Source organism: Pseudomonas sp. ADAK18 (assembly GCF_012935695.1).
In the GTDB taxonomy this organism is placed as follows: Bacteria; Pseudomonadota; Gammaproteobacteria; order Pseudomonadales; family Pseudomonadaceae; genus Aquipseudomonas.
Window position 1 is genome coordinate 4217498 of record NZ_CP052859.1, and the last position, 19735, is coordinate 4237232.

The window sequence follows — 19735 nt, forward strand, 5'->3', positions numbered from 1 at the left end:
CATGTTCAAGCGAAACACCCAAGCCCTGGGGGGCGCCGCCTTGTGCGGCGCCCTGCTGGTCAGCGGCTGCGCTAATCAGATGTCGCAACGTAGCGAGCACGAGGAACGTATCGAGCGCAAATTGCTCGACCATAGCCTGCAGATTGATGTGGGCGAGCCTAAAGCGCTTGAGCTGCCGCAACGCCGGGTTCGGATTCATGAGCAAAAGACCTTCGAAGTCACCGAATTCGAAGTGACCCGTCGTTACGATCGCTACACGCCCTACCAGCCATGGCGCAAGGTCTATGAGATCCCGCTGGGCGCGGTGGCGTTGGTGGCAGGTGTCGGCGCTAACGTGGCCAACATCTTCGCGCTGGGCAACCTTCCCACCAGCATGACGCGTGACTGGCTCAGCTACGGCGTGGACGGGCTCAACCCGTTCATGAACGTGCAATCCCACGGACGGGCACAACAAAACCTGGCAGGTATCGATGAAGTCCAGCGCGACAAGCGCCTGGAGTATTCCAGCCTGCCCTGGAGTGAACGCCCGGTGCAGGTTACCGCGGGCAAGCTGACCCATGAGCTGACCACGGACCGCAGCGGTGTGCTGCGCCTGAACCTGCTGGACAGCCCGTTTGCCGAGCAAGACCTGAACCGTATCGGCACACTGAAGATCAGTGTCGAAGATGCCCAGGATGACGTGCATTCGGATTCTTCCCTGGCAATCAGTAATACCCTGCGGGGCAAATTGCTGGAAGCCCATGGTTTGATCTACGACGACCTGGAAGATGACGAAGTCAGTCAGTGGGTGCATCGGGTCAAACGCTTGTCGGAGCTGGGCCTGGAGGAAGAAGCCAGCGAGCTGGAGCAAAGCCTGATCGAACTGACTCGCAATGATCCTGAGTTACAACAGGAATTTCTTAAGGCCTTGACCAAGGATGCGGGGCGGTTGGTGGCGGATCCTGGGGCAGGCTGAGTTCCAAACAACACCGAAAAACCAAATGTGCGGGCTTGCTCGCGAATGCGGTTGTAGCCGCTGCCGAGGCACGAGGCTGCGATGCGCGTCCGCAGGACCGCCGCCTTGGGGCCGCTACGCAGCCGATCGCAGCTTCATTCTTCAGCAGCGGCTACAACCGTATTCGCGAGCAAGTCGAATCGTCGCACCGCCGCTCCCACATTTTGATTCGGTTTCTACCAGGCCAACTCCAGCTGTTCATTACCGCCGCTCAAATCCAGTAGCCGCACCCCAATCCCCAGCAATCGCACCGGTTTTCCTCCGCGATTGAACGCCTGTGTCAGCAACTGCTGATAACTCTCAAGATCCCGCCCCGCCCCCGCCTGCTCCAACGTGGTTTGGGTGAAGTCATGAAATTTCACTTTAACGAATGGCTTACCCGCCCGGTAGCTGCTGTCGATACGCGCTATGCGCCCGGCCAGGGTTTCCATCAGCTCAGGTAGCTTTTCCAGGCAACTGGGCAGGTCCGGCAAGTCGACATCGTAGGTATTTTCCACACTGATGGACTGTCGGCGACTGTCGTTCTGCACCATCCGGTCATCGATCCCACGGGCTAGGCTCCAAAGCCGCTCACCAAAACTGCCGAACTCCCGCACCAGCGCCAGCTTATTCCACTCCCGCAGTTGCAGGCAGTCCTCGATCCTCAAGCGCGCCAGTTTATCCGCCGTCACCTTGCCCACGCCGTGCAGCTTGCTGACCGGTAATGCCGAGACGAAGTCTTCCACCTGGTCAGGGGTGATCACAAACAGACCGTTGGGTTTTTTCCAGTCGCTGGCGATCTTGGCCAGGAATTTGTTCGGGGCCACGCCTGCGGAAACGGTGATATGTAGCTGATTGGAAACGCGGCGCCGGATGTCCTGAGCGATGCGCGTGGCGCTGCCGCCAAAATGCGGGCAGTCCGAGACGTCCAGGTAAGCCTCGTCCAGGGAAAGCGGCTCGATCAAGTCGGTGTAATCACGAAAGATCGTCTGGATTTCCTTCGACGCTTCTTTATAGGCATCCATGCGTGGCTTGACGATGGTCAAGTCCGGGCAGAGCTTCAAGGCGTGCCGGGAGGACATGGCCGAGCGCACACCATAAGCCCGCGCCTCGTAATTGCAGGTGGCAATCACGCCCCGCCGGTCCGCGGAGCCTCCGACTGCCAAGGGCTTTTGTGCCAGGCTCGGGTCATCGCGCATCTCGATAGCGGCGTAGAAGCAATCACAGTCGACGTGGATGATTTTGCGCTGCGTCATATAAAGAAAGAGGTGGCCAAGGCAGAAAATGCGAGTATCTCACTGACACCTGTATATAGCACCAGTACTTTAAATCTTCCGCCCAAACGGTAGGAAAAAACCTGATGAATTCATTTTCTCAATCGAAACAGCCCCTCCAATAGAGCTGAAAGCCTCGGCCTGACTGGCCCGCGTCCTATCAAGATGTTGCCGTGGAGAGCTAAGCGATTGAACCACAAGCGCTTTTCTTTGAATCAACGGTTGACACACCGTCGTTCCTCTGTAGAATGCCGACACACAGACGCGGGATGGAGCAGTCTGGTAGCTCGTCGGGCTCATAACCCGAAGGTCGTCGGTTCAAATCCGGCTCCCGCAACCAAACATCAAAAAAGGCTACTCGAAAGAGTGGCCTTTTTTGTGCCTGTCTGTTTTACCTCTCCCGCAATTGTCCGACAAAAAAACCGTTTCCAATCGAGCACTTACCGCGCTCAGGTGACGATGAACGGTTAATTCGCACTTATTTGACCCATCGGCCGATTAACGGTTGACACCCTGCCGTTGCTCTGTAGAATGCCGCCACACAGACGCGGGATGGAGCAGTCTGGTAGCTCGTCGGGCTCATAACCCGAAGGTCGTCGGTTCAAATCCGGCTCCCGCAACCAAACATCAAAAAAGGCTGCTCGAAAGAGTGGCCTTTTTTGTATCCGTCGAAAAAGTTCTTTTGAAACAATGACATGGCATATTTCATGAAACCGTACACGGTTTGTAGAGTCCATCTCATTGCAAGCTATGCTCAACACTTCTCTACGACCAATGGGCGCTGTCGCCGGACCCGGTGATACGCGTTAATATTTGTAATTATTTTGTCCATAGGGATTGGTAACTTGGCTGGATACCCCCATCCTGTCGCGCACAATCCACGAGGTGATTGATGCGCGCCAACTCGTCTGAACCACAAGACACCGTCACAGCGACACAACCGATCACTCCCACCCGTTTGCGCTGGCTGGATCTGTTGAGCAAATACCGTCAACCCATCGGGCTGGCCGTCACGTTGTTGCTGTTCGCTATTGCCCTGATCGCCTGTCGCCACCTGCTGCTTGAGCTGGACCTGTACGCGCTCCACGACTCGATCCTGGAAGTGCCGAAACCGTCGTTGCTGGGCGCGCTCGCCGCGGCCATCGCCGGCTTCATTATTCTGCTGGGCTATGAATTTTCCGGCGCCCGTTATGCTGGCGTAAAGCTGCCAGCCAAGACCCTGGCCCTCGGCGGTTTTACCGCCTTTGCCATCGGCAATGCGATTGGCTTGTCGATGCTCTCAGGCGGCTCGGTGCGTTACCGTTTATATGCACGTCATGGCATCGGGGCGTCAGAAGTTGCCCACATGACGGTGTTCGCCAGCCTGGCCCTCGGTTGCGCCCTGCCCCCGCTGGCTGCCCTGGCCACCCTGAGCAACTTGCCGGCGGCCGCCAACGCCCTGCACCTGCCGGCCAGCCTGCTCGGCGGTATCGCCGGCGCCATCCTGCTGCTCTCCGCGGTGCTGTGCATCGGCATTTATCGTCGTCGCCTGCCAGAACAACCTTATCCAGACAACCTGCTGGTCAAAGCTGGGCGTCGTACCCTGCGCCTGCCCGGTCGACGCCTGACCTTCCTGCAACTGATCATCACCGCTCTGGACGTCGCCGCTGCCGCCACCGTGCTCTATATGTTGCTGCCGGAAGCGCCACCTTTTGGGCCGTTCCTGCTGGTCTACCTGTTGGCCCTCGCCGCTGGCGTGCTCAGCCATGTGCCGGGTGGTGTCGGCGTGTTCGAGGCCATCCTGCTGGCGGCCTTCGCCGACAAACTCGGTGCCGCGCCATTGGCCGCCGCCCTGCTGCTGTACCGGATGATCTATGTGGTGCTGCCACTGTTGATCGCCTGTGTGTTCTTGCTGGTCAACGAAGCCCAGCGTCTGTTCCAGACCCAACAAAGTCTGCGGGTCGCTTCGGGCTTGGCCGCACCCGTGCTGGCAGTGCTGGTTTTTTTGTCCGGCGTGGTGCTGCTGTTCTCCGGCGCCACCCCGGAAATCGACTCACGCCTGGAAAACATCGGCTTCCTGATTCCTCATCGCCTGATTGACGCGTCGCACTTCGGTGCCAGCCTGATCGGCGTGCTGTGCCTGTTGCTGGCCCAGGGCCTGCGCCGACGTTTGTCGGCGGCCTGGATGCTGACCATGGTCTTGCTGCTGACCGGCGCCCTGCTGTCGCTGCTCAAGGGCTTCGACTGGGAAGAAGCAAGCCTGATGACCATGACCGCCGTACTGCTGGCGATCTTTCGGCGCTCCTTCTACCGCGCCAGCCGCTTGACCGAACTGCCGTTCTCGCCGCTGTATCTGGTGGCCAGTGTCTGTGTGCTCGGCGCCTCTATGTGGCTGCTGCTGTTCGCTTATCAGGACGTACCCTACAGCCATCAACTGTGGTGGCAGTTCACCCTAGACGCCAACGCCCCGCGCGGCCTGCGCTCACTGTTGGGTGCTGCGGTACTGCTAGTGATTGTGTCCCTGACCTGGCTGTTGCGCACCGCGCGCCCCGTGATCCACCTGCCGACCCCGGATGAACTGGAGCGTGCCACCAAGATCCTGATGGCCTCGGCGCAACCCGACGGAGGCCTGGCGTTGACCGGTGACAAGGCGCTGCTGTTTCACCCCAACGACGAGGCGTTCCTTATGTACGCCCGCCGTGGCCGCAGCCTGGTAGCCCTCTACGACCCGATCGGCCCGACCCAGCAACGGGCCGAAATGATCTGGCAGTTCCGCGACCTGTGCGACATTCACCATGCGCGCCCGGTGTTCTACCAAGTCCGGGCCGAGAACCTGCCCTACTACATGGACATCGGCCTGACGGCGATCAAACTGGGCGAAGAAGCCCGCGTCGACCTGAAACGCTTTGACCTGGAAGCCAAGGGCAAAGAGATGAAGGACCTGCGCTATACCTGGAACCGCGGGAGCCGGGACGGTCTGTCCCTGGAGATTTTTGAGGCGGGCCAGGCACCGATGGATGAGCTTAAAGTCATCTCCGATGCGTGGCTGACCGGCAAGAACGTGCGGGAAAAAGGCTTCTCCCTGGGACGCTTCAGCGACGACTACCTCAAGCACTTTCGCATTGCGATCATTCGCTTCGAAGGGCGCACGGTGGCTTTCGCCAACCTGCTCGAGACCTACAACCATGACCTGGCCAGTCTCGACCTGATGCGCGCGCACCCGGACGCGCCGAAGCTGACCATGGAATTCATGATGGTCGGCCTGATTCAACATTATAAGAGTCACGGCTACGCCCGTTTCAGCCTCGGCATGGTGCCGTTGTCGGGTTTGCAACCACGACGCGGCGCCCCCTTGACCCAACGCTTGGGTTCGATGGTATTCCGCCGCGGTGAGCAACTGTATAACTTCCAAGGCTTGCGCCGCTTCAAAGACAAGTTCCAGCCTGACTGGGAACCCCGTTACATGGCCGTGCCCGCAGGACTTGATCCGCTGGTGGCACTGGCCGATACCGCCGCCCTGATTGCGGGCGGCTTGACTGGATTGGTGAAACGCTAATGATTCGACGCTCCTGGCGGTATGTATTGGCATTTTTGGTGGTACTGGCACTGATTCTGGGTGGCGGCTACTGGTACTGGAATCGCACCGCACCGCAACCGACGCTGGAACAGTTCCCACAAGCCGACGGCACCGTGCTGACCCGCGTAACGCCTGGCACCGCGCCCAAGGCCCGGGTGGCCGTGGCCGTGATGGCCGACGAAACCCTGACCGATAGCCAACTGATCGCCTTGAGCCAGGGCGCAGCTGCGCAGATCGTCCAGGTAATCCTACCCAAGGATGACTGCAAGCTGCAGGAACAAGCCCTGCAAACCGCCCTGAGCCAACTCACAGGCCCGGCGACGCTGGTCAGCGGCATCGGCCCTGGCGCAGCCCTGGCCTGGCGCTGGCTGGCCACGCAGAACGACGACAAGGCCAATGCCATCTCCGTCGGCTTCACCCTGGTCCAGGAAGGCTGCAAGGACCCGCTGCCGAAAACCTCGGCCCACGGTAACTGGCTGGTAGCGTGGAACGACAACCCTGACGATGAGAGTGCCAGTTTCGTACGGGATACCCCGCGCGCGACCACCAGCATCAGCGACTATGACATTCACTTCCCACAAATCCTGAACAACGAACTGCGCAAGCAACTGGTGGGTTCGGACAATGGTGGGCTGGCGATTCCTGTGGTGGAAGTGCCTGCCGGCCAAGCCAAGGACACCGTGACGCTGTTCCTGTCCGGTGACGGCGGCTGGCGCGACCTGGACCGCGACGTGGCCGGGGAAATGGCCAAGATCGGCTACCCGGTCGTGGGCATCGACACCCTGCGCTACTACTGGCAGCACAAGACCCCGGAACAGAGCGCCAAAGACCTCACTGAACTGATGCAGCACTATCGGCAGAAGTGGGGCACCAAGCGCTTCGTGCTGACCGGCTATTCGTTTGGTGCCGATGTTTTGCCAGCGATCTACAACCGTCTGCCGGAAAGCGAGCAGCAACGAGTGGATGCAATCATCCTGCTGGCCTTTGCCCGCACCGGCAGCTTTGAAATTGAAGTAGAAGGCTGGTTGGGTAATGCCGGCAAGGAAGCCGCCACCGGCCCGGAAATGGCCAAGTTGCCAGCTGATAAAGTGGTGTGCATCTACGGCGCAGAGGAAGTCGACGAGAGCGGCTGCACCGACAAGACTGCCGTAGGAGAAGCGGTGAAGTTGCCCGGTGGACACCACTTCGACGAGAACTATCCAGCGCTGGCCAAGCGCCTGGTGGACATCATCGAGAAGCGCCAAGGAAAAGCGAAGGAAGAGTGATTGAGTAGCCGGCGCTACTCGGTCAAATGTGGGAGCGGGCAAGTCGAATCGTCGCACCGCCGCTCCCACACAAGCCAGCTCCCACAGTGGATAGCATTCCAAATCAAGTAGTCTGCCCACAAAAAAGCCCCCGCTGCCGCAAGGCAACGGGGGCTTTTCATTGGGCTTACATTTCTACCTGAGTGCCCAGCTCAATCACCCGGTTCACCGGCAGCTTGAAGAAGCGCAGGTTGCCGTTGGCGTTCTTGAGCATGAAGGCGAACAACGCTTCTCGCCAGCGCGCCATGCCATCGAGCTTGGAGGCAATGACCGTCTCGCGGCTGAGGAAGTAGGTGGTACGCATTGGGCTGAAATCCAGGTCGTCCAAGTGGCACAGTTTCAGCGCCTCGGGCACGTCTGGCTCATCGACGAAGCCAAAGTGCAGGATCACCCGGAAGAACCCATCACCGTAGGAATCGACCTCAAAACGGCGCTGGGCCGGCACACGGGGAATGTCCTCGTAGACCACCGTCAGCAACACCACCTGCTCGTGCAGTACCTGGTTATGCAGCAGGTTATGCAACAGGGCATGAGGCACCGCATCAGGCCGTGCGGTCAGGAACACCGCCGTGCCCTGCACCCGATGGGGCGGCTGTACGCGGATACTGCTGATAAAAATCGGTAGCGGCAGCCCACCCTCATCCAGGCGATCCACCAACAGCTCCTTACCGCGCTTCCAGGTGGTCATCAGGACAAACAACACAATCCCCGCCAATACCGGGAAGGCACCGCCCTGGACGATCTTCGGCACGTTGGCGGCAAAGAACAGCCCGTCCACCAGCAGGAAACCGATCAACACAGGGATCGCCAACACCGGTGGCCATTTCCACAGCAACAGCATCACCGCCGACACCAGGATACTGGTGATCAACATGGTGCCCGTCACTGCTACGCCGTAGGCCGACGCCAGGGCGTTAGAGGACTCGAAGCCCAGCACCAAAAGGATTACGCCAAACATCAATGTCCAGTTCACCGCTCCGATGTAGATCTGGCCCTGTTCGGCACTGGAGGTGTGCTGGATGTGCATACGCGGGATGTAACCGAGCTGGATCGCCTGGCGGGTCAGGGAGAACGCCCCGGAAATCACCGCCTGGGACGCAATCACCGTCGCCAGGGTCGACAGCACCACCAACGGAACCAAGGCCCAGCTCGGCGCCAACAGGTAAAACGGGTTACGCGCGGCTTCCGGATTTTCCAGCAACAGCGCGCCCTGGCCGAAATAGTTGAGTACCAGCGCCGGCAGCACCAAGGCGAACCAGGCGCGGGCAATCGGCTTGCGGCCGAAGTGGCCCATGTCGGCGTACAAGGCTTCGGCACCCGTCAGCGCCAGCACCACCGCACCGAGAATCGCCACCCCCATGCCAGGGTGGACGATAAAGAAGCGCACGCCCCAGACAGGGTTCAGCGCGTTGAGCACCTCAGGATGCTGGGCAATCCCATGCACGCCCAGGCCAGCCAGTACCAGGAACCACACCACCATCACCGGCCCGAACAGCTTGCCGATACGGTCGGTGCCGTGTTTCTGGATCAGGAACAGCGCCACCAGAACCACCAGCGCCAACGGCACGACCCAGCGCTCAAGGCCATCGAAGGCCAACTCCAAGCCTTCCACCGCCGACAACACCGAGATCGCCGGGGTGATCATACTGTCGCCGTAAAACAGCGCCGCGCCGATCAAGCCAAGAATCACCAACACCGCGCGCAGCCGTGGATAAGGTGCCGCCGCCCGCCGGGCCAGCGCCGTCAGGGCCATGATGCCGCCCTCGCCCTGGTTGTCCGCACGCAGGATAAACAGCACGTACTTGATCGAAACGACCCAGACCAGCGACCAGAAAATCAGCGCCAGAATCCCGAAGACCCCGTCGTGGTTGACCTGAACCCCGTAACCACCAGCAAACACCTCTTTGAGGGTATAGAGCGGGCTGGTGCCGATATCGCCGTAAACCACCCCCACTGCGGCCACCAGCATGCCGATCGGCTTTGCGTTGGAATGCTCGGCACCTGCTGCCTGACTACTTGCCTGACCCATTAACCACTCCTGCCCTTTTTTGACCTGAGGTCTTTTATAAACAGCACATCCGTAGGCCGGCGCCTAAGCTGTGCACAGCATGCGCTGTTTTACTTCTCGTTACAGACGATTTATTGACCACAGGGTTTCACCCAGGTGCAACGGCGCGAAGCATAGCGCAGCACTCGTCGTATTTCCCTGCATAAAGCTGGTCAAGAGCGATTCCCGTCGATAGAATTGCGCACTTTTTGATCAGAGGCACACCAAGTGCCCGTCCGCCGCCTTGCCCTTCACGGTGGCGGCGTCATTCAATGCCGAGGTTAGACATGTCCACCACCATCGCAAAAGCCAACCCCAAGGTCGGCTTTGTATCCCTGGGTTGCCCAAAGGCTCTGGTCGACTCTGAACGCATCCTCACCCAGCTGCGCATGGAAGGCTATGACGTCGTGTCCACCTACCAGGACGCGGACGTGGTGGTGGTCAACACTTGTGGTTTTATCGACTCGGCCAAGGCGGAATCCCTGGAAGTGATCGGCGAAGCCATCAAGGAAAACGGCAAGGTCATCGTCACCGGCTGCATGGGTGTCGAAGAAGGCAACATCCGCAAGGTGCACCCGAGCGTGCTGGCCGTGACCGGCCCGCAGCAGTACGAGCAGGTGGTTAATGCCGTGCACCAAGTGGTCCCACCGCGTCAGGATCACAACCCACTGATCGATCTGGTACCGCCACAAGGCATCAAGCTGACCCCGCGTCACTATGCGTACCTGAAGATTTCCGAAGGCTGCAACCACAGCTGCAGCTTCTGCATCATCCCGTCGATGCGCGGCAAGCTGGTGAGCCGTCCGGTGGGTGACGTACTGGACGAGGCCCAGCGCCTGGTCAAGTCCGGCGTCAAAGAGTTGCTGGTGATTTCCCAGGACACCAGCGCCTACGGCGTCGACATCAAGTACCGCACAGGCTTCTGGAACGGCGCGCCGGTGAAAACCCGCATGACCGAACTCTGCGAAGCCTTGAGCAGCCTCGGCGTGTGGGTACGCCTGCACTACGTCTACCCGTACCCGCACGTTGACGAGCTGATCCCGTTGATGGCCGCCGGCAAGATCCTGCCGTACCTGGACATCCCGTTCCAACACGCCAGCCCGAAAATCCTCAAGGCCATGAAACGCCCGGCCTTCGAAGACAAAACCCTGGCGCGGATCAAGAACTGGCGCGAGATCTGCCCGGAACTGATCATCCGCTCCACGTTCATCGTCGGCTTCCCCGGCGAGACAGAAGAAGACTTCCAGTACCTGCTGGACTGGCTGACCGAAGCACAACTGGACCGCGTTGGCTGCTTCCAGTACTCACCGGTGGAAGGTGCTCCGGCCAACCTGCTGGACGCAGCGATTGTTCCAGATGACGTCAAGCAAGACCGTTGGGAGCGTTTCATGGCGCACCAACAGGCCATTAGCTCGGCGCGCCTGCAACTGCGCATCGGCCGGGAGATCGAAGTGCTGATCGACGAAGTCGACGAGCAAGGCGCGGTTGGCCGCTGCTTCTTCGACGCACCGGAAATCGACGGTAACGTGTTTATCGACGATGCCAGCGACCTGAAACCAGGTGACAAAGTCTGGTGCACCGTGACGGATGCCGACGAGTACGACCTCTGGGCTGAAAAGCGCGCATAAGGTGTAAAGAATTGAAAAAGCCCCGCTCTTTAACAAGATGCGGGGCTTTTTTAGGTCTATCGTTTTGCCCATCAGCGCCAATCATTGGCAAGGGGCAGCGGGCATGCGTCAGCATTCGGTTATCCATACACCCAAATCCAGCGACTATCAGGAACTGGCCCGCATCTGGGAGGCGTCGGTGCGAGCCACCCATGACTTCCTGCCGGACAGTTACATCGAGTTGCTGAAAAACCTGGTGCTGACCCGCTACCTGGATGCAGTGATGCTGATCTGCACCAAGGACTCGCGCCAGCACATCACCGGCTTTGCGGGCGTGGCGGCGGGCAAGGTCGAGATGCTGTTTATCGACCCTGCACACCGTGGCCAGGGCCTGGGCCGACAACTGCTGCGCTATGCGATCGAGCAGTTGAATGCCGATGAGCTGGACGTCAACGAACAGAACCCGCAAGCCCTGGGGTTCTACTTCAAACAGGGTTTTGAAGTCATCGGACGCACCGACCATGACGGCATGGGGCAACCTTATCCTTTGCTGCATATGCGTTTGCGCCAGGGACAGCAGCAGGCGCGCAGTGGCTAAAAGCCGCAGCACTGAAATGGGGCCGGGATTAACCGGCGCCACACAGGTACAATAGCAGCCCCCTTTTGTTACGGCCCTTGTCATGACTGACCCCATACGTCTCTCCAAACGCCTCATCGAACTGGTCGGCTGCTCCCGTCGGGAGGCTGAGCTGTTCATCGAAGGCGGCTGGGTCACGGTGGACGGCGAAGTGATCGACGAACCGCAGTTCAAGGTCGCCACCCAAAAAGTCGAACTGGACCCCGACGCCAAGGCCACGGCCCCGGAGCCGGTGACCATCCTGCTGCACGCACCGGCTGGCGTGGACGCCGAGACTGCGATGCAGTCCATCAGCGCCGAGACCCTGTCGGATGAGCACCGCTTCGGCAAGCGCCCGCTCAAGGGCCACTTCCTGCGCCTGACCGCCAGCGCCGACCTGCAAGCCAACGCCAGCGGTCTGCTGGTGTTTACCCAGGACTGGAAAATCCTGCGCAAATTGACAGCCGATGCTGCCAAGATCGAGCAGGAGTACGTGGTTGAAGTGTCCGGGGACATGGTTGCACACGGCCTCAACCGCCTGAACCATGGCCTGACGTACAAGGGCAAGGAGTTGCCAGCGGTGAAAGCCAGCTGGCAGAACGAGAACCGCCTGCGCTTTGCGCTGAAAAATCCGCAACCGGGTGTGATTGCCTTGTTCTGCGAAGCCGTTGGCTTGAAGGTCGTCGCCATTCGACGCATCCGCATTGGCGGAGTCTCCATCGGCAAAGTGCCGGTGGGCCAATGGCGCTATCTGTCCGGCAAAGAGAAGTTCTAACCGCTCTTTCGCCGCCGAACCTCTCGACACCGCCTCTCTGGGCGGTGTTCACAGTTGAATGACCAGGATTGCCAACATGATTCACAACGACGTACTGCGCAGCGTGCGCTACATGCTCGACATCAGCGACAACAAGATGGTCGAGATCATCAAGCTCGGCGGCATGGATGTCACCAAGGACGACCTGCTGACCTACCTCAAGAAAGACGAAGAAGAAGGCTTTGTGTTCTGCCCGGACGACGTCATGGCGCATTTCCTCGATGGACTGGTGATCTTCAAGCGTGGCAAGGACGAGAGCCGTCCACCACAGCCGATCGAGTTGCCGGTGACCAACAACATCATCCTGAAGAAACTGCGGGTCGCCTTCGAACTGAAGGAAGACGATATGCACGCCATCCTCAAGGCTTCCGAGTTCCCAGTGTCCAAGCCGGAACTGAGCGCACTGTTCCGCAAATTCGGCCACACCAACTACCGCACTTGTGGCGATCAGTTGCTGCGCAACTTCCTCAAGGGCCTGACGCTGCGCGTTCGCGCCTAAGCCATGAGCTACAGCGTCTCGCCCATCGGCTTCGTCCGCTCCTGCTTCAAGGAGAAGTTCGCCATCCCGCGCCAGCCGCAACTGGCGCCCGCTGCCCGAGGCGTGCTGGAGTTGGTGGCGCCGTTCGATCAGGGCGAGGCGATACAAGGCCTGGAACAGGTCAGCCACGTGTGGTTGCTGTTTCTGTTTCACCAGGCCCTGGAAGAAAAGCCCCGCCTGAAAGTCCGCCCGCCGCGCCTGGGGGGTAACAAATCCATGGGGGTTTTTGCCACCCGTGCCACTCACCGCCCCAATGGCATCGGCCAATCGGTGGTGAAACTAGACAAGGTGGAAGCCAATCGCCTGTGGATATCCGGCATTGACTTGCTGGATGGCACGCCAATTCTCGACATAAAGCCGTATGTGCCCTACGCCGACATCATCGATACAGCGACCAATAGCATCGCCAGTGCCGCGCCGCAGCTGATTCCCGTGCAGTGGCTGAAGTCTGCCCTGCAACAGGCACAAGGCCACGCTCAGCGCCTTGGGGAGCCATTAGTCGCGTTGATTGAGCAGTGTTTGGCACAGGATCCACGACCGGCGTACCAGACGCCAGGGCCCGAGCGGGAATATGGGGCGCGGTTCTGGGATGTGGACGTGCGGTGGCACTATCCAGAAGCCGGAATGATTTGTGTGCTGGAAGTGGTTGCGGCCGGGTAAACGCCGAAAACAACTGTGGGAGCGGACTTGCTCGCGAAGGCGGAGTATCAGTTGATGCATATTTGACTGATACATCGCCTTCGCGAGCAAGCCCGCTCCCACATTTTTTTTGCGTCGCGTTTACTTCTCGACGAACGCACGCTCGATCAGGTAATCACCCGGCTCACGCATACGCGGCGAAACCTTCAGACCGAAGCTGTTCAACACTTCGCTGGTCTCGTCCAACATGCTCGGGCTGCCACACAGCATGGCGCGGTCGTCCTCGGGGTTGATCGGTGGCAGACCAATGTCAGTGAACAGCTTGCCGCTGCGCATCAGGTCGGTCAGGCGGCCTTCGTTTTCGAAGGGCTCGCGGGTCACGGTTGGGTAGTAGATCAACTTGTCACGCAGGGCCTCACCGAAGAACTCGTTCTGCGGCAGATGCTCGGTGATGAATTCGCGGTAAGCGACTTCGTTGACGTAGCGCACGCCGTGGCACAGGATCACTTTTTCGAAACGCTCGTAGGTTTCCGGATCCTGGATAACGCTCATGAACGGCGCCAGACCGGTACCGGTGCTGAGCAGGTACAGGTGTTTGCCCGGCTTCAAATCGTCCAGCACCAGGGTGCCGGTCGGTTTTTTGCTGATGATGATCTCGTCGCCTTCCTTCAAGTGCTGCAATTGGGAAGTCAGCGGGCCATCCGGGACCTTGATGCTGAAGAACTCCAGATGCTCTTCCCAGTTCGGGCTGGCAATGGAGTAAGCACGCATGAGAGGGCGGCCGTTAGGCTGTTGCAGGCCGATCATCACGAACTGACCGTTCTCGAAGCGCAGGCCCGGGTCGCGGGTGCACTTGAAGCTGAACAGAGTGTCGTTCCAGTGATGAACACTGAGGACACGCTCGTGGTTCATGTTGCTCATGTACGGGGAACTCCTGGAAATGGGTCTGCGCCAAATGATAGATGCGCAATTGCACAGCATTCTAATGGCGGCGACAATATCTGTTAACTGGATTATTAAGATAAGGGTTATCGGTTATATAGATATGCGATTTACTCTACGTCAACTGCAAGTCTTCGTCGCCGTCGCCCAGCAGGAAAGCGTCTCGCGCGCTGCTGGCCTTCTGGCCTTATCTCAATCCGCCGCCAGCACCTCAATTACTGAGCTGGAGCGTCAATCCAGCTGCCAATTGTTCGACCGTGCCGGTAAACGCCTGAGCCTTAATGCCCTCGGCCGCCAGCTGCTGCCCCAGGCCGTTGCACTGCTGGACCAGGCCAAGGAGATCGAGGACCTGCTCAACGGCAAGTCGGGCTTCGGCTCCCTGGCAGTCGGCGCCACCCTGACCATCGGTAATTACCTGGCCACGCTGCTGATCGGCAGCTTCATGCAGCAGCACCCGGAGAGCCAGGTGAAGCTGCATGTGCAAAACACCGCGCATATCGTGCATCAGGTGGCGCACTACGAAATTGATCTGGGTCTAATCGAAGGCGACTGCAGCCACCCGGACATCGAGGTGCAAACCTGGGTGGAAGACGAACTGGTGGTGTTCTGCGCGCCCCAGCATCACTTAGCCCAGCGCGGCCAAGCCACCATGGAGGAGCTGACTCATGAAGCCTGGATCCTGCGGGAGCAAGGCTCCGGCACGCGCTTGACCTTCGACCAGGCCATGCGGCATCACCGCAGTGCGTTGAATATCCGCCTGGAGCTGGAACACACCGAGGCCATCAAGCGCGCGGTGGAGTCGGGACTGGGGATTGGCTGCATCTCACGGTTGGCCCTGCGCGATGCCTTCCGGCGCGGCAGCCTGGTACCGGTAGAAACCCCGGACCTGGACCTGGCCCGGCAGTTCTATTTCATCTGGCACAAACAGAAATACCAGACCTCGGCCATGCGTGAGTTTCTGGAGCTCTGCCGGTCTTTTACCGCAGGGGTGCAGCGCAGCGACGAGATCGTGCTGCCCAACATTGCCTGAAGCCTTAGATCAGGATCACGGCCCACACCAGGGTAATCATGGTCAACGCCACGAACTGCGCGGCGCTGCCCATGTCCTTGGCGTTCTTCGACAAGGGGTGACGATCCAGGGAAATCCGGTCAATAGCCGCTTCTACCGCCGAATTGAGCAGTTCGACGATCAACGCCAGCAGACAGACCGCGATCAACAACGCCCGTTCGACCCGGCTGACATTCAGGAAAAAACTCAGCGGAATCAGGATGACGTTGAGCAACACCAACTGGCGAAACGCCGCCTCGCCAGTGAAAGCCGCGCGCAGGCCATCCAGGGAATAACCGCCTGCGTTCAGAATACGTTTGATACCGGTTTGACCTTTGAAAGGCGACATAGAGTAGGCAACTGCAAAAAAAGGAGTGGGGAAACTAGAGCACGCAAAGTCAAAAAAGCGTGAATGTATACCGTCTTACTGTTGTGAAATTGACTCAAGTTGTTGCAAGAGCAGCGCCGCCTGGGTTCGTGTACGCACCCCAAGCTTGCGGAAAATCGCCGTTACATGAGCCTTGATGGTCGCTTCGGACACGCTCAGCTCGTAGGCAATCTGCTTGTTCAACAACCCTTCGCAAACCATGGTCAGCACCCGGAACTGCTGGGGCGTCAGGCTGGCCAGGCCATCACGTGCGGCCTTGGCTTCATCGGAGACGTTGATCTCTTCGAACGCTTGTGGCGGCCAGGAGACATCGCCGTCCAGCACCATGCGCACAGCTTTTTGAATCTCTTCCATGGAACTGGATTTGGGAATAAAACCGCTGGCCCCGAACTCCTTGGAGCGCACCACCACCGATGCTTCTTCCTGGGCCGAAACCATCACCACGGGAATCTGCGGGTATTGCCCGCGCAGCAGCACTAGCCCCGAAAAACCATAGGCGCCAGGCATGTTCAGATCCAGCAACACCAGGTCCCAGTCGGATTTTTCGGTGAGGCGGGTTTCCAGCTCGGCAATACTGGCGACTTCGACCAAACGTACCTCCGGCCCCAGGCCCAGGGTAACGGCCTGATGGAGTGCGCTGCGAAATAGTGGATGGTCGTCGGCAATCAGGATTTCGTATGTGGCCATTTTTCAAATGATCCTGTTTTTTATGGGAGCACCGATGGGTTCAGTGCTCGCCAAGGCAACACAAGGTGTCTGCAAGGCAGGCACCACAGGGCACGTTCAACGCCAAAAGCACAACTCACGACGTTTGAAATTTACGGCGGTGCCCTAATCGGCGCCAAGCATGCCCAGCGCAGCCTAGGTGGTCAAGCGCTACGCCCGTGGGTATTTTACCGGGTACGACGGTTGCCTTGCCATCATGCCAAGGTCCTCTGGCCAGGATGCCTATAGATAAGGTGTCAGGCGTGTATGAACAACGTCCTGCGGATCCAGCGCCAACTGAAACTTGGCAGCCAGATAGTGAGTACTGAAGACGTCCAGATAAGCGTCCAGCACCTCGCTGGCCGGCTGATCTCCCGCCAGCTCAAGGCACAGGGCAGCGACTTCTGCGGTACAGAAGTGATCATCACGCTTGGAGCGCCGCAGCTTGTAGCGCGATAGCTGCTCAGGTTCCAGGCTCAGTACCGGTAAGTGCTCAAGGTACGGGCTCTTGCGAAACATCTTGCGTGCCTCGCTCCAGGTTCCGTCCAGCAGGATGAACAGCGGACGCTTGCCAGGGGCCAGCTTGACCTTGTTGACCACCCGTTCAGGGGCCACGAACTCACCGGGAAACACGATATAAGGCTGCCACTGCGGGTCTGCCAACAGCGTCAGCAGTTCAGGCTCTACCTCGGTTCGCGACCAAGGGAACGCCGTCGTGTCGTCGATCACATCCGCAATCAGCCAGCCGGTGTTACTGGGTTTCATGGGTTCCACGTCATGCATCAACAGGCACATGGCCGATTTGGCCTGGACCTTCGGCCGCCAGGCACACAGGCAATACTCGGGGATGACCCGGCAGCCTGGACAGCGCTCGGCGCGAGAACCACGGGCGACAAAAGGCTTGATGGCCCGGGCCAGGCGCTGGGTGCGCAAACGGGAGACGGCGTGGCTCATCGGGTGCGCCAACGCAAAGCAGTGAAGATCAACACAGATAGAACTCGGGAAAGGCATAAAGTCGCGGCAGTTTACCAGAGCCCGCCACCCTCACCTGCACTTCCCGCAATACGCTGGCCGTACTGGCCCAGCGTCACCTATAATCCCGCGCCACTGAACGCACAGCGCAGTGGCTGGTCATAGCACCAGTACCCGAATCAGGAGATTTCCATGCTGCGTTTCATGCTGCGTTATGCCGCCCCCTCCATCGCCCTCGCGTTGGTTTTGCCCGTGGGCGCCCAAGCGGCTTCCTTGCTGGAACTTCAACTGAACAAGAAGCTGCAGAGCGTTGCGGCGGAAAGCAACAAAGATCTGCCAAGGGAGCTGGATGAAAAGACCCTGGAAGTGGCCTACACCGTGGAAGGTTCGCAACTGATTGATCATCTCAGCGTCCAGACCGACCGTGCCGAACAAATGCGCGCCAACCCGAAGGCTGTGTATTTCCAACTGGGCCAGAGCGTTTGCCTGAACAAGGGTTATCGCGAACTGATGGCCAAGGGTGCGGTGATGCGCTACGAAATCACCGAGAACAAGACCAATCGTCCTGTAGCCTCGGTCAAGTTTCAGGAAGCTGATTGCCCGGCACCGGCTGCAGCGAAGAAGAAAAAGTAAGCAATGCCCTTTCGCACGCCGCTGATCAGCGGCGTGCAATACCCCCTCCGTAATGCCCCTCTGCTCTGTTCATATCAGCGACTAAACTCCGTGATGAGTGATCAATAAGCTGTTGCCAGCCAAGACTTTATAGGCTCATGATCAAATCATCCCGAAAGCCAGCAACCTGCGGCTTTTATGTTGTTCTGTAACATTTTCAGGGCAAAAGAGGATTGCTTCGCCTGGCTTGCAGTGCAAAGGTTTTTAATCACAAGGAACATACAGAGCCTGTTTCGCCCACCTCGCTCATCAGAGGCCTGGCGAACCCCGTGTAGAGCCCGGCCATGCGCCGAGGCCAACAGCGACACATGCAGTGTCGTGGCCCCCCGACGAATCTCTCGTCGGCACCCTGGGTTCTGTGAAGAAGGAGAAGTTGAATGCCTTACGAACCGAATGACCTCCTGCTCCGTCACTTTCAAGAAAACGGGACCGACCTCACGCAGCAGGTCGACGCGCAACTCAACCTGATTGCCCCCAATAGCCCGAATATTCCTCTTTATCGTGACATGATCTTCACCGTGTTGCGCATGGCGCAGGACGATCGCAGCCGCTGGAACGCCAAGATCACCCTGCAGGCGATCCGCGAACTGGACCATGCCTTCCGAGTCCTGGAGCAATTCAAAGGCCGGCGTAAAGTCACTGTCTTCGGTTCGGCGCGTACCCCCGTAGAAAGCCCGCTGTACGCATTAGCCCGGGAAGTCGGTGCTGTCCTGGCACGCTCAGACCTGATGGTCATTACCGGTGGCGGTGGCGGCATCATGGCAGCGGCCCATGAAGGTGCCGGCCTGGAACATAGCTTGGGGTTCAACATCACCCTGCCCTTCGAACAGCACGCCAACCCGACCATCGATGGCACCGAGAACCTGCTGTCCTTCCACTTCTTCTTTACCCGCAAGCTGTTCTTCGTCAAGGAAGCCGACGCCTTAGTGCTGTGCCCAGGTGGTTTCGGCACCCTGGATGAAGCGCTGGAAGTCCTGACCCTGATCCAGACCGGCAAAAGCCCGCTGGTTCCGGTGGTACTGCTGGATGTACCGGGTGGTGGTTTCTGGCAAGGGGCGCTGGACTTTGTTCGTAGCCAGTTGGAAGCCAACCGCTACATCTTGCCCACCGACCTCAAGCTGGTGCGCATGGTGCACAGCGCCGAGGAAGCGGTAGAGGAAATCAACCAGTTCTACGCCAACTTCCACTCCACCCGCTGGTTGAAGCGCCAATTTGTGATCCGTATGAATCACCCACTGAGTGATCGCGCACTAGCACATCTACAGGAAGCGTTTGCCGACCTGAGGCTCAGTGAGGACTTTCATCAACATGCTTATGAAGGCGAGGGATACGACGAGCCACGCTTCAACCATCTGACGCGGCTGGTGTTCAACTTTAATGGCCGTGATCAGGGCCGCCTGCGGGAGTTGGTGGATTACATCAACTTGCCGGAGAACTGGGCACAAGCTCAAGGGAAAGCGCAGCAGCGGGTGACAGAACCGGCATAAGCCAAACGCAAAAAGGCCCGCTATTTTCATAGCGGGCCTTTTTGTATGGTGTCGGTGTATTCAGGTGGAACGAGTGTGGGCTAGGGCCGCTACGCAGCCCAACGGGGGCAAGCCCCCTCGCCACAGAAGCCCTTCACCGCGGCAAAGTCGTTA

Annotated in this window: 17 protein-coding genes and 2 tRNA genes; 13 read left to right on the top strand and 6 right to left on the bottom strand. The window is 59.1% G+C overall.

Annotation, left to right across the window (positions count from 1 at the left end):
• The first annotated feature begins 1 nt into the window (after position 1).
• A complete protein-coding gene (locus HKK55_RS19030; protein ID WP_169356089.1) occupies positions 2 to 955 on the top strand; it encodes a hypothetical protein in 954 nt (317 codons plus the stop codon).
• Positions 956 to 1170: 215 nt separating this feature from the next.
• Here the strand turns inward: HKK55_RS19030 and dinB are convergent, their stop codons facing one another.
• Complete coding sequence (gene dinB, locus HKK55_RS19035) at positions 1171 to 2229, bottom strand: DNA polymerase IV (RefSeq protein ID WP_169356090.1); 1059 nt, start codon at positions 2227 to 2229, stop codon at positions 1171 to 1173.
• A 281-nt stretch (positions 2230 to 2510) separates the two neighbouring features.
• Between dinB and HKK55_RS19040 the strand changes: the two genes are divergently transcribed.
• From HKK55_RS19040 to HKK55_RS19055, 4 genes are all read left to right on the top strand, one after another.
• Positions 2511 to 2587, top strand: a tRNA-Met gene (locus tag HKK55_RS19040).
• A gap of 206 nt (positions 2588 to 2793) precedes the next feature.
• Positions 2794 to 2870, top strand: a tRNA-Met gene (locus tag HKK55_RS19045).
• A 269-nt stretch (positions 2871 to 3139) separates the two neighbouring features.
• Positions 3140 to 5782, top strand: coding sequence for a bifunctional lysylphosphatidylglycerol flippase/synthetase MprF (gene mprF, locus HKK55_RS19050; protein ID WP_169356091.1), 2643 nt, complete (start codon positions 3140 to 3142; stop codon positions 5780 to 5782).
• Positions 5782 to 7068, top strand: a complete 1287-nt coding sequence (locus tag HKK55_RS19055) for a virulence factor family protein (protein ID WP_169356092.1) — start codon at positions 5782 to 5784, stop codon at positions 7066 to 7068. The genes mprF and HKK55_RS19055 overlap by 1 nt, the downstream gene beginning before the upstream one ends.
• A 166-nt stretch (positions 7069 to 7234) precedes the next feature.
• Here the strand turns inward: HKK55_RS19055 and HKK55_RS19060 are convergent, their stop codons facing one another.
• Positions 7235 to 9136 carry a potassium transporter Kup gene (locus tag HKK55_RS19060; protein ID WP_169356093.1) on the bottom strand — a complete coding sequence of 634 codons (1902 nt, stop codon included), beginning with the start codon at positions 9134 to 9136 and terminating at the stop codon, positions 7235 to 7237.
• Positions 9137 to 9453: 317 nt separating this feature from the next.
• On the opposite strand from HKK55_RS19060, the gene rimO reads away from it, so the two are divergent.
• From rimO to tsaA, 5 genes are all read left to right on the top strand, one after another.
• On the top strand, positions 9454 to 10782 hold the full coding sequence (gene rimO, locus HKK55_RS19065) for a 30S ribosomal protein S12 methylthiotransferase RimO (protein ID WP_178128886.1): 1329 nt from the start codon (positions 9454 to 9456) through the stop codon (positions 10780 to 10782).
• Between the two features lie 103 nt (positions 10783 to 10885).
• Entirely contained in the window at positions 10886 to 11359 is a 474-nt protein-coding gene (locus HKK55_RS19070; RefSeq protein ID WP_169356095.1) for a GNAT family N-acetyltransferase, read from the top strand.
• An 82-nt stretch (positions 11360 to 11441) separates the two neighbouring features.
• Positions 11442 to 12152: an rRNA pseudouridine synthase gene (locus HKK55_RS19075; protein WP_169356096.1), complete on the top strand. Its 711-nt coding sequence runs from the start codon at positions 11442 to 11444 to the stop codon at positions 12150 to 12152.
• A gap of 76 nt (positions 12153 to 12228) precedes the next feature.
• The gene (locus HKK55_RS19080; RefSeq protein WP_169356097.1) at positions 12229 to 12690 is read left to right on the top strand and encodes a DUF1456 family protein; all 462 of its coding nucleotides are present in this window, start codon (positions 12229 to 12231) and stop codon (positions 12688 to 12690) included.
• Positions 12691 to 12693: 3 nt separating this feature from the next.
• Positions 12694 to 13389, top strand: a complete 696-nt coding sequence (gene tsaA, locus HKK55_RS19085) for a tRNA (N6-threonylcarbamoyladenosine(37)-N6)-methyltransferase TrmO (protein WP_169356098.1) — start codon at positions 12694 to 12696, stop codon at positions 13387 to 13389.
• Between the two features lie 120 nt (positions 13390 to 13509).
• On the opposite strand, the gene fpr is transcribed toward tsaA, so the two are convergent.
• On the bottom strand, positions 13510 to 14289 hold the full coding sequence (gene fpr, locus HKK55_RS19090; RefSeq protein WP_003231344.1) for a ferredoxin-NADP reductase: 780 nt from the start codon (positions 14287 to 14289) through the stop codon (positions 13510 to 13512).
• Positions 14290 to 14413: 124 nt separating this feature from the next.
• On the opposite strand from fpr, the gene HKK55_RS19095 reads away from it, so the two are divergent.
• Positions 14414 to 15340 carry a LysR family transcriptional regulator gene (locus tag HKK55_RS19095; RefSeq protein ID WP_155581312.1) on the top strand — a complete coding sequence of 309 codons (927 nt, stop codon included), beginning with the start codon at positions 14414 to 14416 and terminating at the stop codon, positions 15338 to 15340.
• A gap of 4 nt (positions 15341 to 15344) precedes the next feature.
• On the opposite strand, the gene HKK55_RS19100 is transcribed toward HKK55_RS19095, so the two are convergent.
• The 3 genes from HKK55_RS19100 to HKK55_RS19110 form a co-directional block, all read right to left on the bottom strand.
• On the bottom strand, positions 15345 to 15707 hold the full coding sequence (locus HKK55_RS19100) for a diacylglycerol kinase (protein ID WP_155581311.1): 363 nt from the start codon (positions 15705 to 15707) through the stop codon (positions 15345 to 15347).
• A 75-nt stretch (positions 15708 to 15782) separates the two neighbouring features.
• Positions 15783 to 16433, bottom strand: a complete 651-nt coding sequence (gene erdR, locus HKK55_RS19105) for a response regulator transcription factor ErdR (RefSeq protein WP_169356099.1) — start codon at positions 16431 to 16433, stop codon at positions 15783 to 15785.
• A gap of 261 nt (positions 16434 to 16694) precedes the next feature.
• Positions 16695 to 17405, bottom strand: coding sequence for a tRNA-uridine aminocarboxypropyltransferase (locus HKK55_RS19110; RefSeq protein ID WP_169356100.1), 711 nt, complete (start codon positions 17403 to 17405; stop codon positions 16695 to 16697).
• Positions 17406 to 17615: 210 nt separating this feature from the next.
• On the opposite strand from HKK55_RS19110, the gene HKK55_RS19115 reads away from it, so the two are divergent.
• Both HKK55_RS19115 and HKK55_RS19120 read left to right on the top strand, forming a co-directional pair.
• Positions 17616 to 18056: a PA3611 family quorum-sensing-regulated virulence factor gene (locus HKK55_RS19115; RefSeq protein WP_169356101.1), complete on the top strand. Its 441-nt coding sequence runs from the start codon at positions 17616 to 17618 to the stop codon at positions 18054 to 18056.
• A gap of 416 nt (positions 18057 to 18472) precedes the next feature.
• Complete coding sequence (locus tag HKK55_RS19120) at positions 18473 to 19582, top strand: TIGR00730 family Rossman fold protein (RefSeq protein ID WP_169356102.1); 1110 nt, start codon at positions 18473 to 18475, stop codon at positions 19580 to 19582.
• Positions 19583 to 19735: the final 153 nt, after the last annotated feature.

Coding starts and splice junctions, on each gene's coding strand:
- erdR (WP_169356099.1), bottom strand. CDS start 16,433: ATGGCCACATACGAAATCCTGATTGCCGACGACCATCCACTATTTCGC.
- fpr (WP_003231344.1), bottom strand. CDS start 14,289: ATGAGCAACATGAACCACGAGCGTGTCCTCAGTGTTCATCACTGGAAC.
- HKK55_RS19070 (WP_169356095.1), top strand. CDS start 10,886: ATGCGTCAGCATTCGGTTATCCATACACCCAAATCCAGCGACTATCAG.
- HKK55_RS19075 (WP_169356096.1), top strand. CDS start 11,442: ATGACTGACCCCATACGTCTCTCCAAACGCCTCATCGAACTGGTCGGC.
- mprF (WP_169356091.1), top strand. CDS start 3,140: ATGCGCGCCAACTCGTCTGAACCACAAGACACCGTCACAGCGACACAA.
- tsaA (WP_169356098.1), top strand. CDS start 12,694: ATGAGCTACAGCGTCTCGCCCATCGGCTTCGTCCGCTCCTGCTTCAAG.
- HKK55_RS19060 (WP_169356093.1), bottom strand. CDS start 9,136: ATGGGTCAGGCAAGTAGTCAGGCAGCAGGTGCCGAGCATTCCAACGCA.
- HKK55_RS19115 (WP_169356101.1), top strand. CDS start 17,616: ATGCTGCGTTTCATGCTGCGTTATGCCGCCCCCTCCATCGCCCTCGCG.
- HKK55_RS19055 (WP_169356092.1), top strand. CDS start 5,782: ATGATTCGACGCTCCTGGCGGTATGTATTGGCATTTTTGGTGGTACTG.
- dinB (WP_169356090.1), bottom strand. CDS start 2,229: ATGACGCAGCGCAAAATCATCCACGTCGACTGTGATTGCTTCTACGCC.
- HKK55_RS19095 (WP_155581312.1), top strand. CDS start 14,414: ATGCGATTTACTCTACGTCAACTGCAAGTCTTCGTCGCCGTCGCCCAG.
- HKK55_RS19080 (WP_169356097.1), top strand. CDS start 12,229: ATGATTCACAACGACGTACTGCGCAGCGTGCGCTACATGCTCGACATC.
- HKK55_RS19100 (WP_155581311.1), bottom strand. CDS start 15,707: ATGTCGCCTTTCAAAGGTCAAACCGGTATCAAACGTATTCTGAACGCA.
- HKK55_RS19120 (WP_169356102.1), top strand. CDS start 18,473: ATGCCTTACGAACCGAATGACCTCCTGCTCCGTCACTTTCAAGAAAAC.
- HKK55_RS19030 (WP_169356089.1), top strand. CDS start 2: ATGTTCAAGCGAAACACCCAAGCCCTGGGGGGCGCCGCCTTGTGCGGC.
- HKK55_RS19110 (WP_169356100.1), bottom strand. CDS start 17,405: ATGAGCCACGCCGTCTCCCGTTTGCGCACCCAGCGCCTGGCCCGGGCC.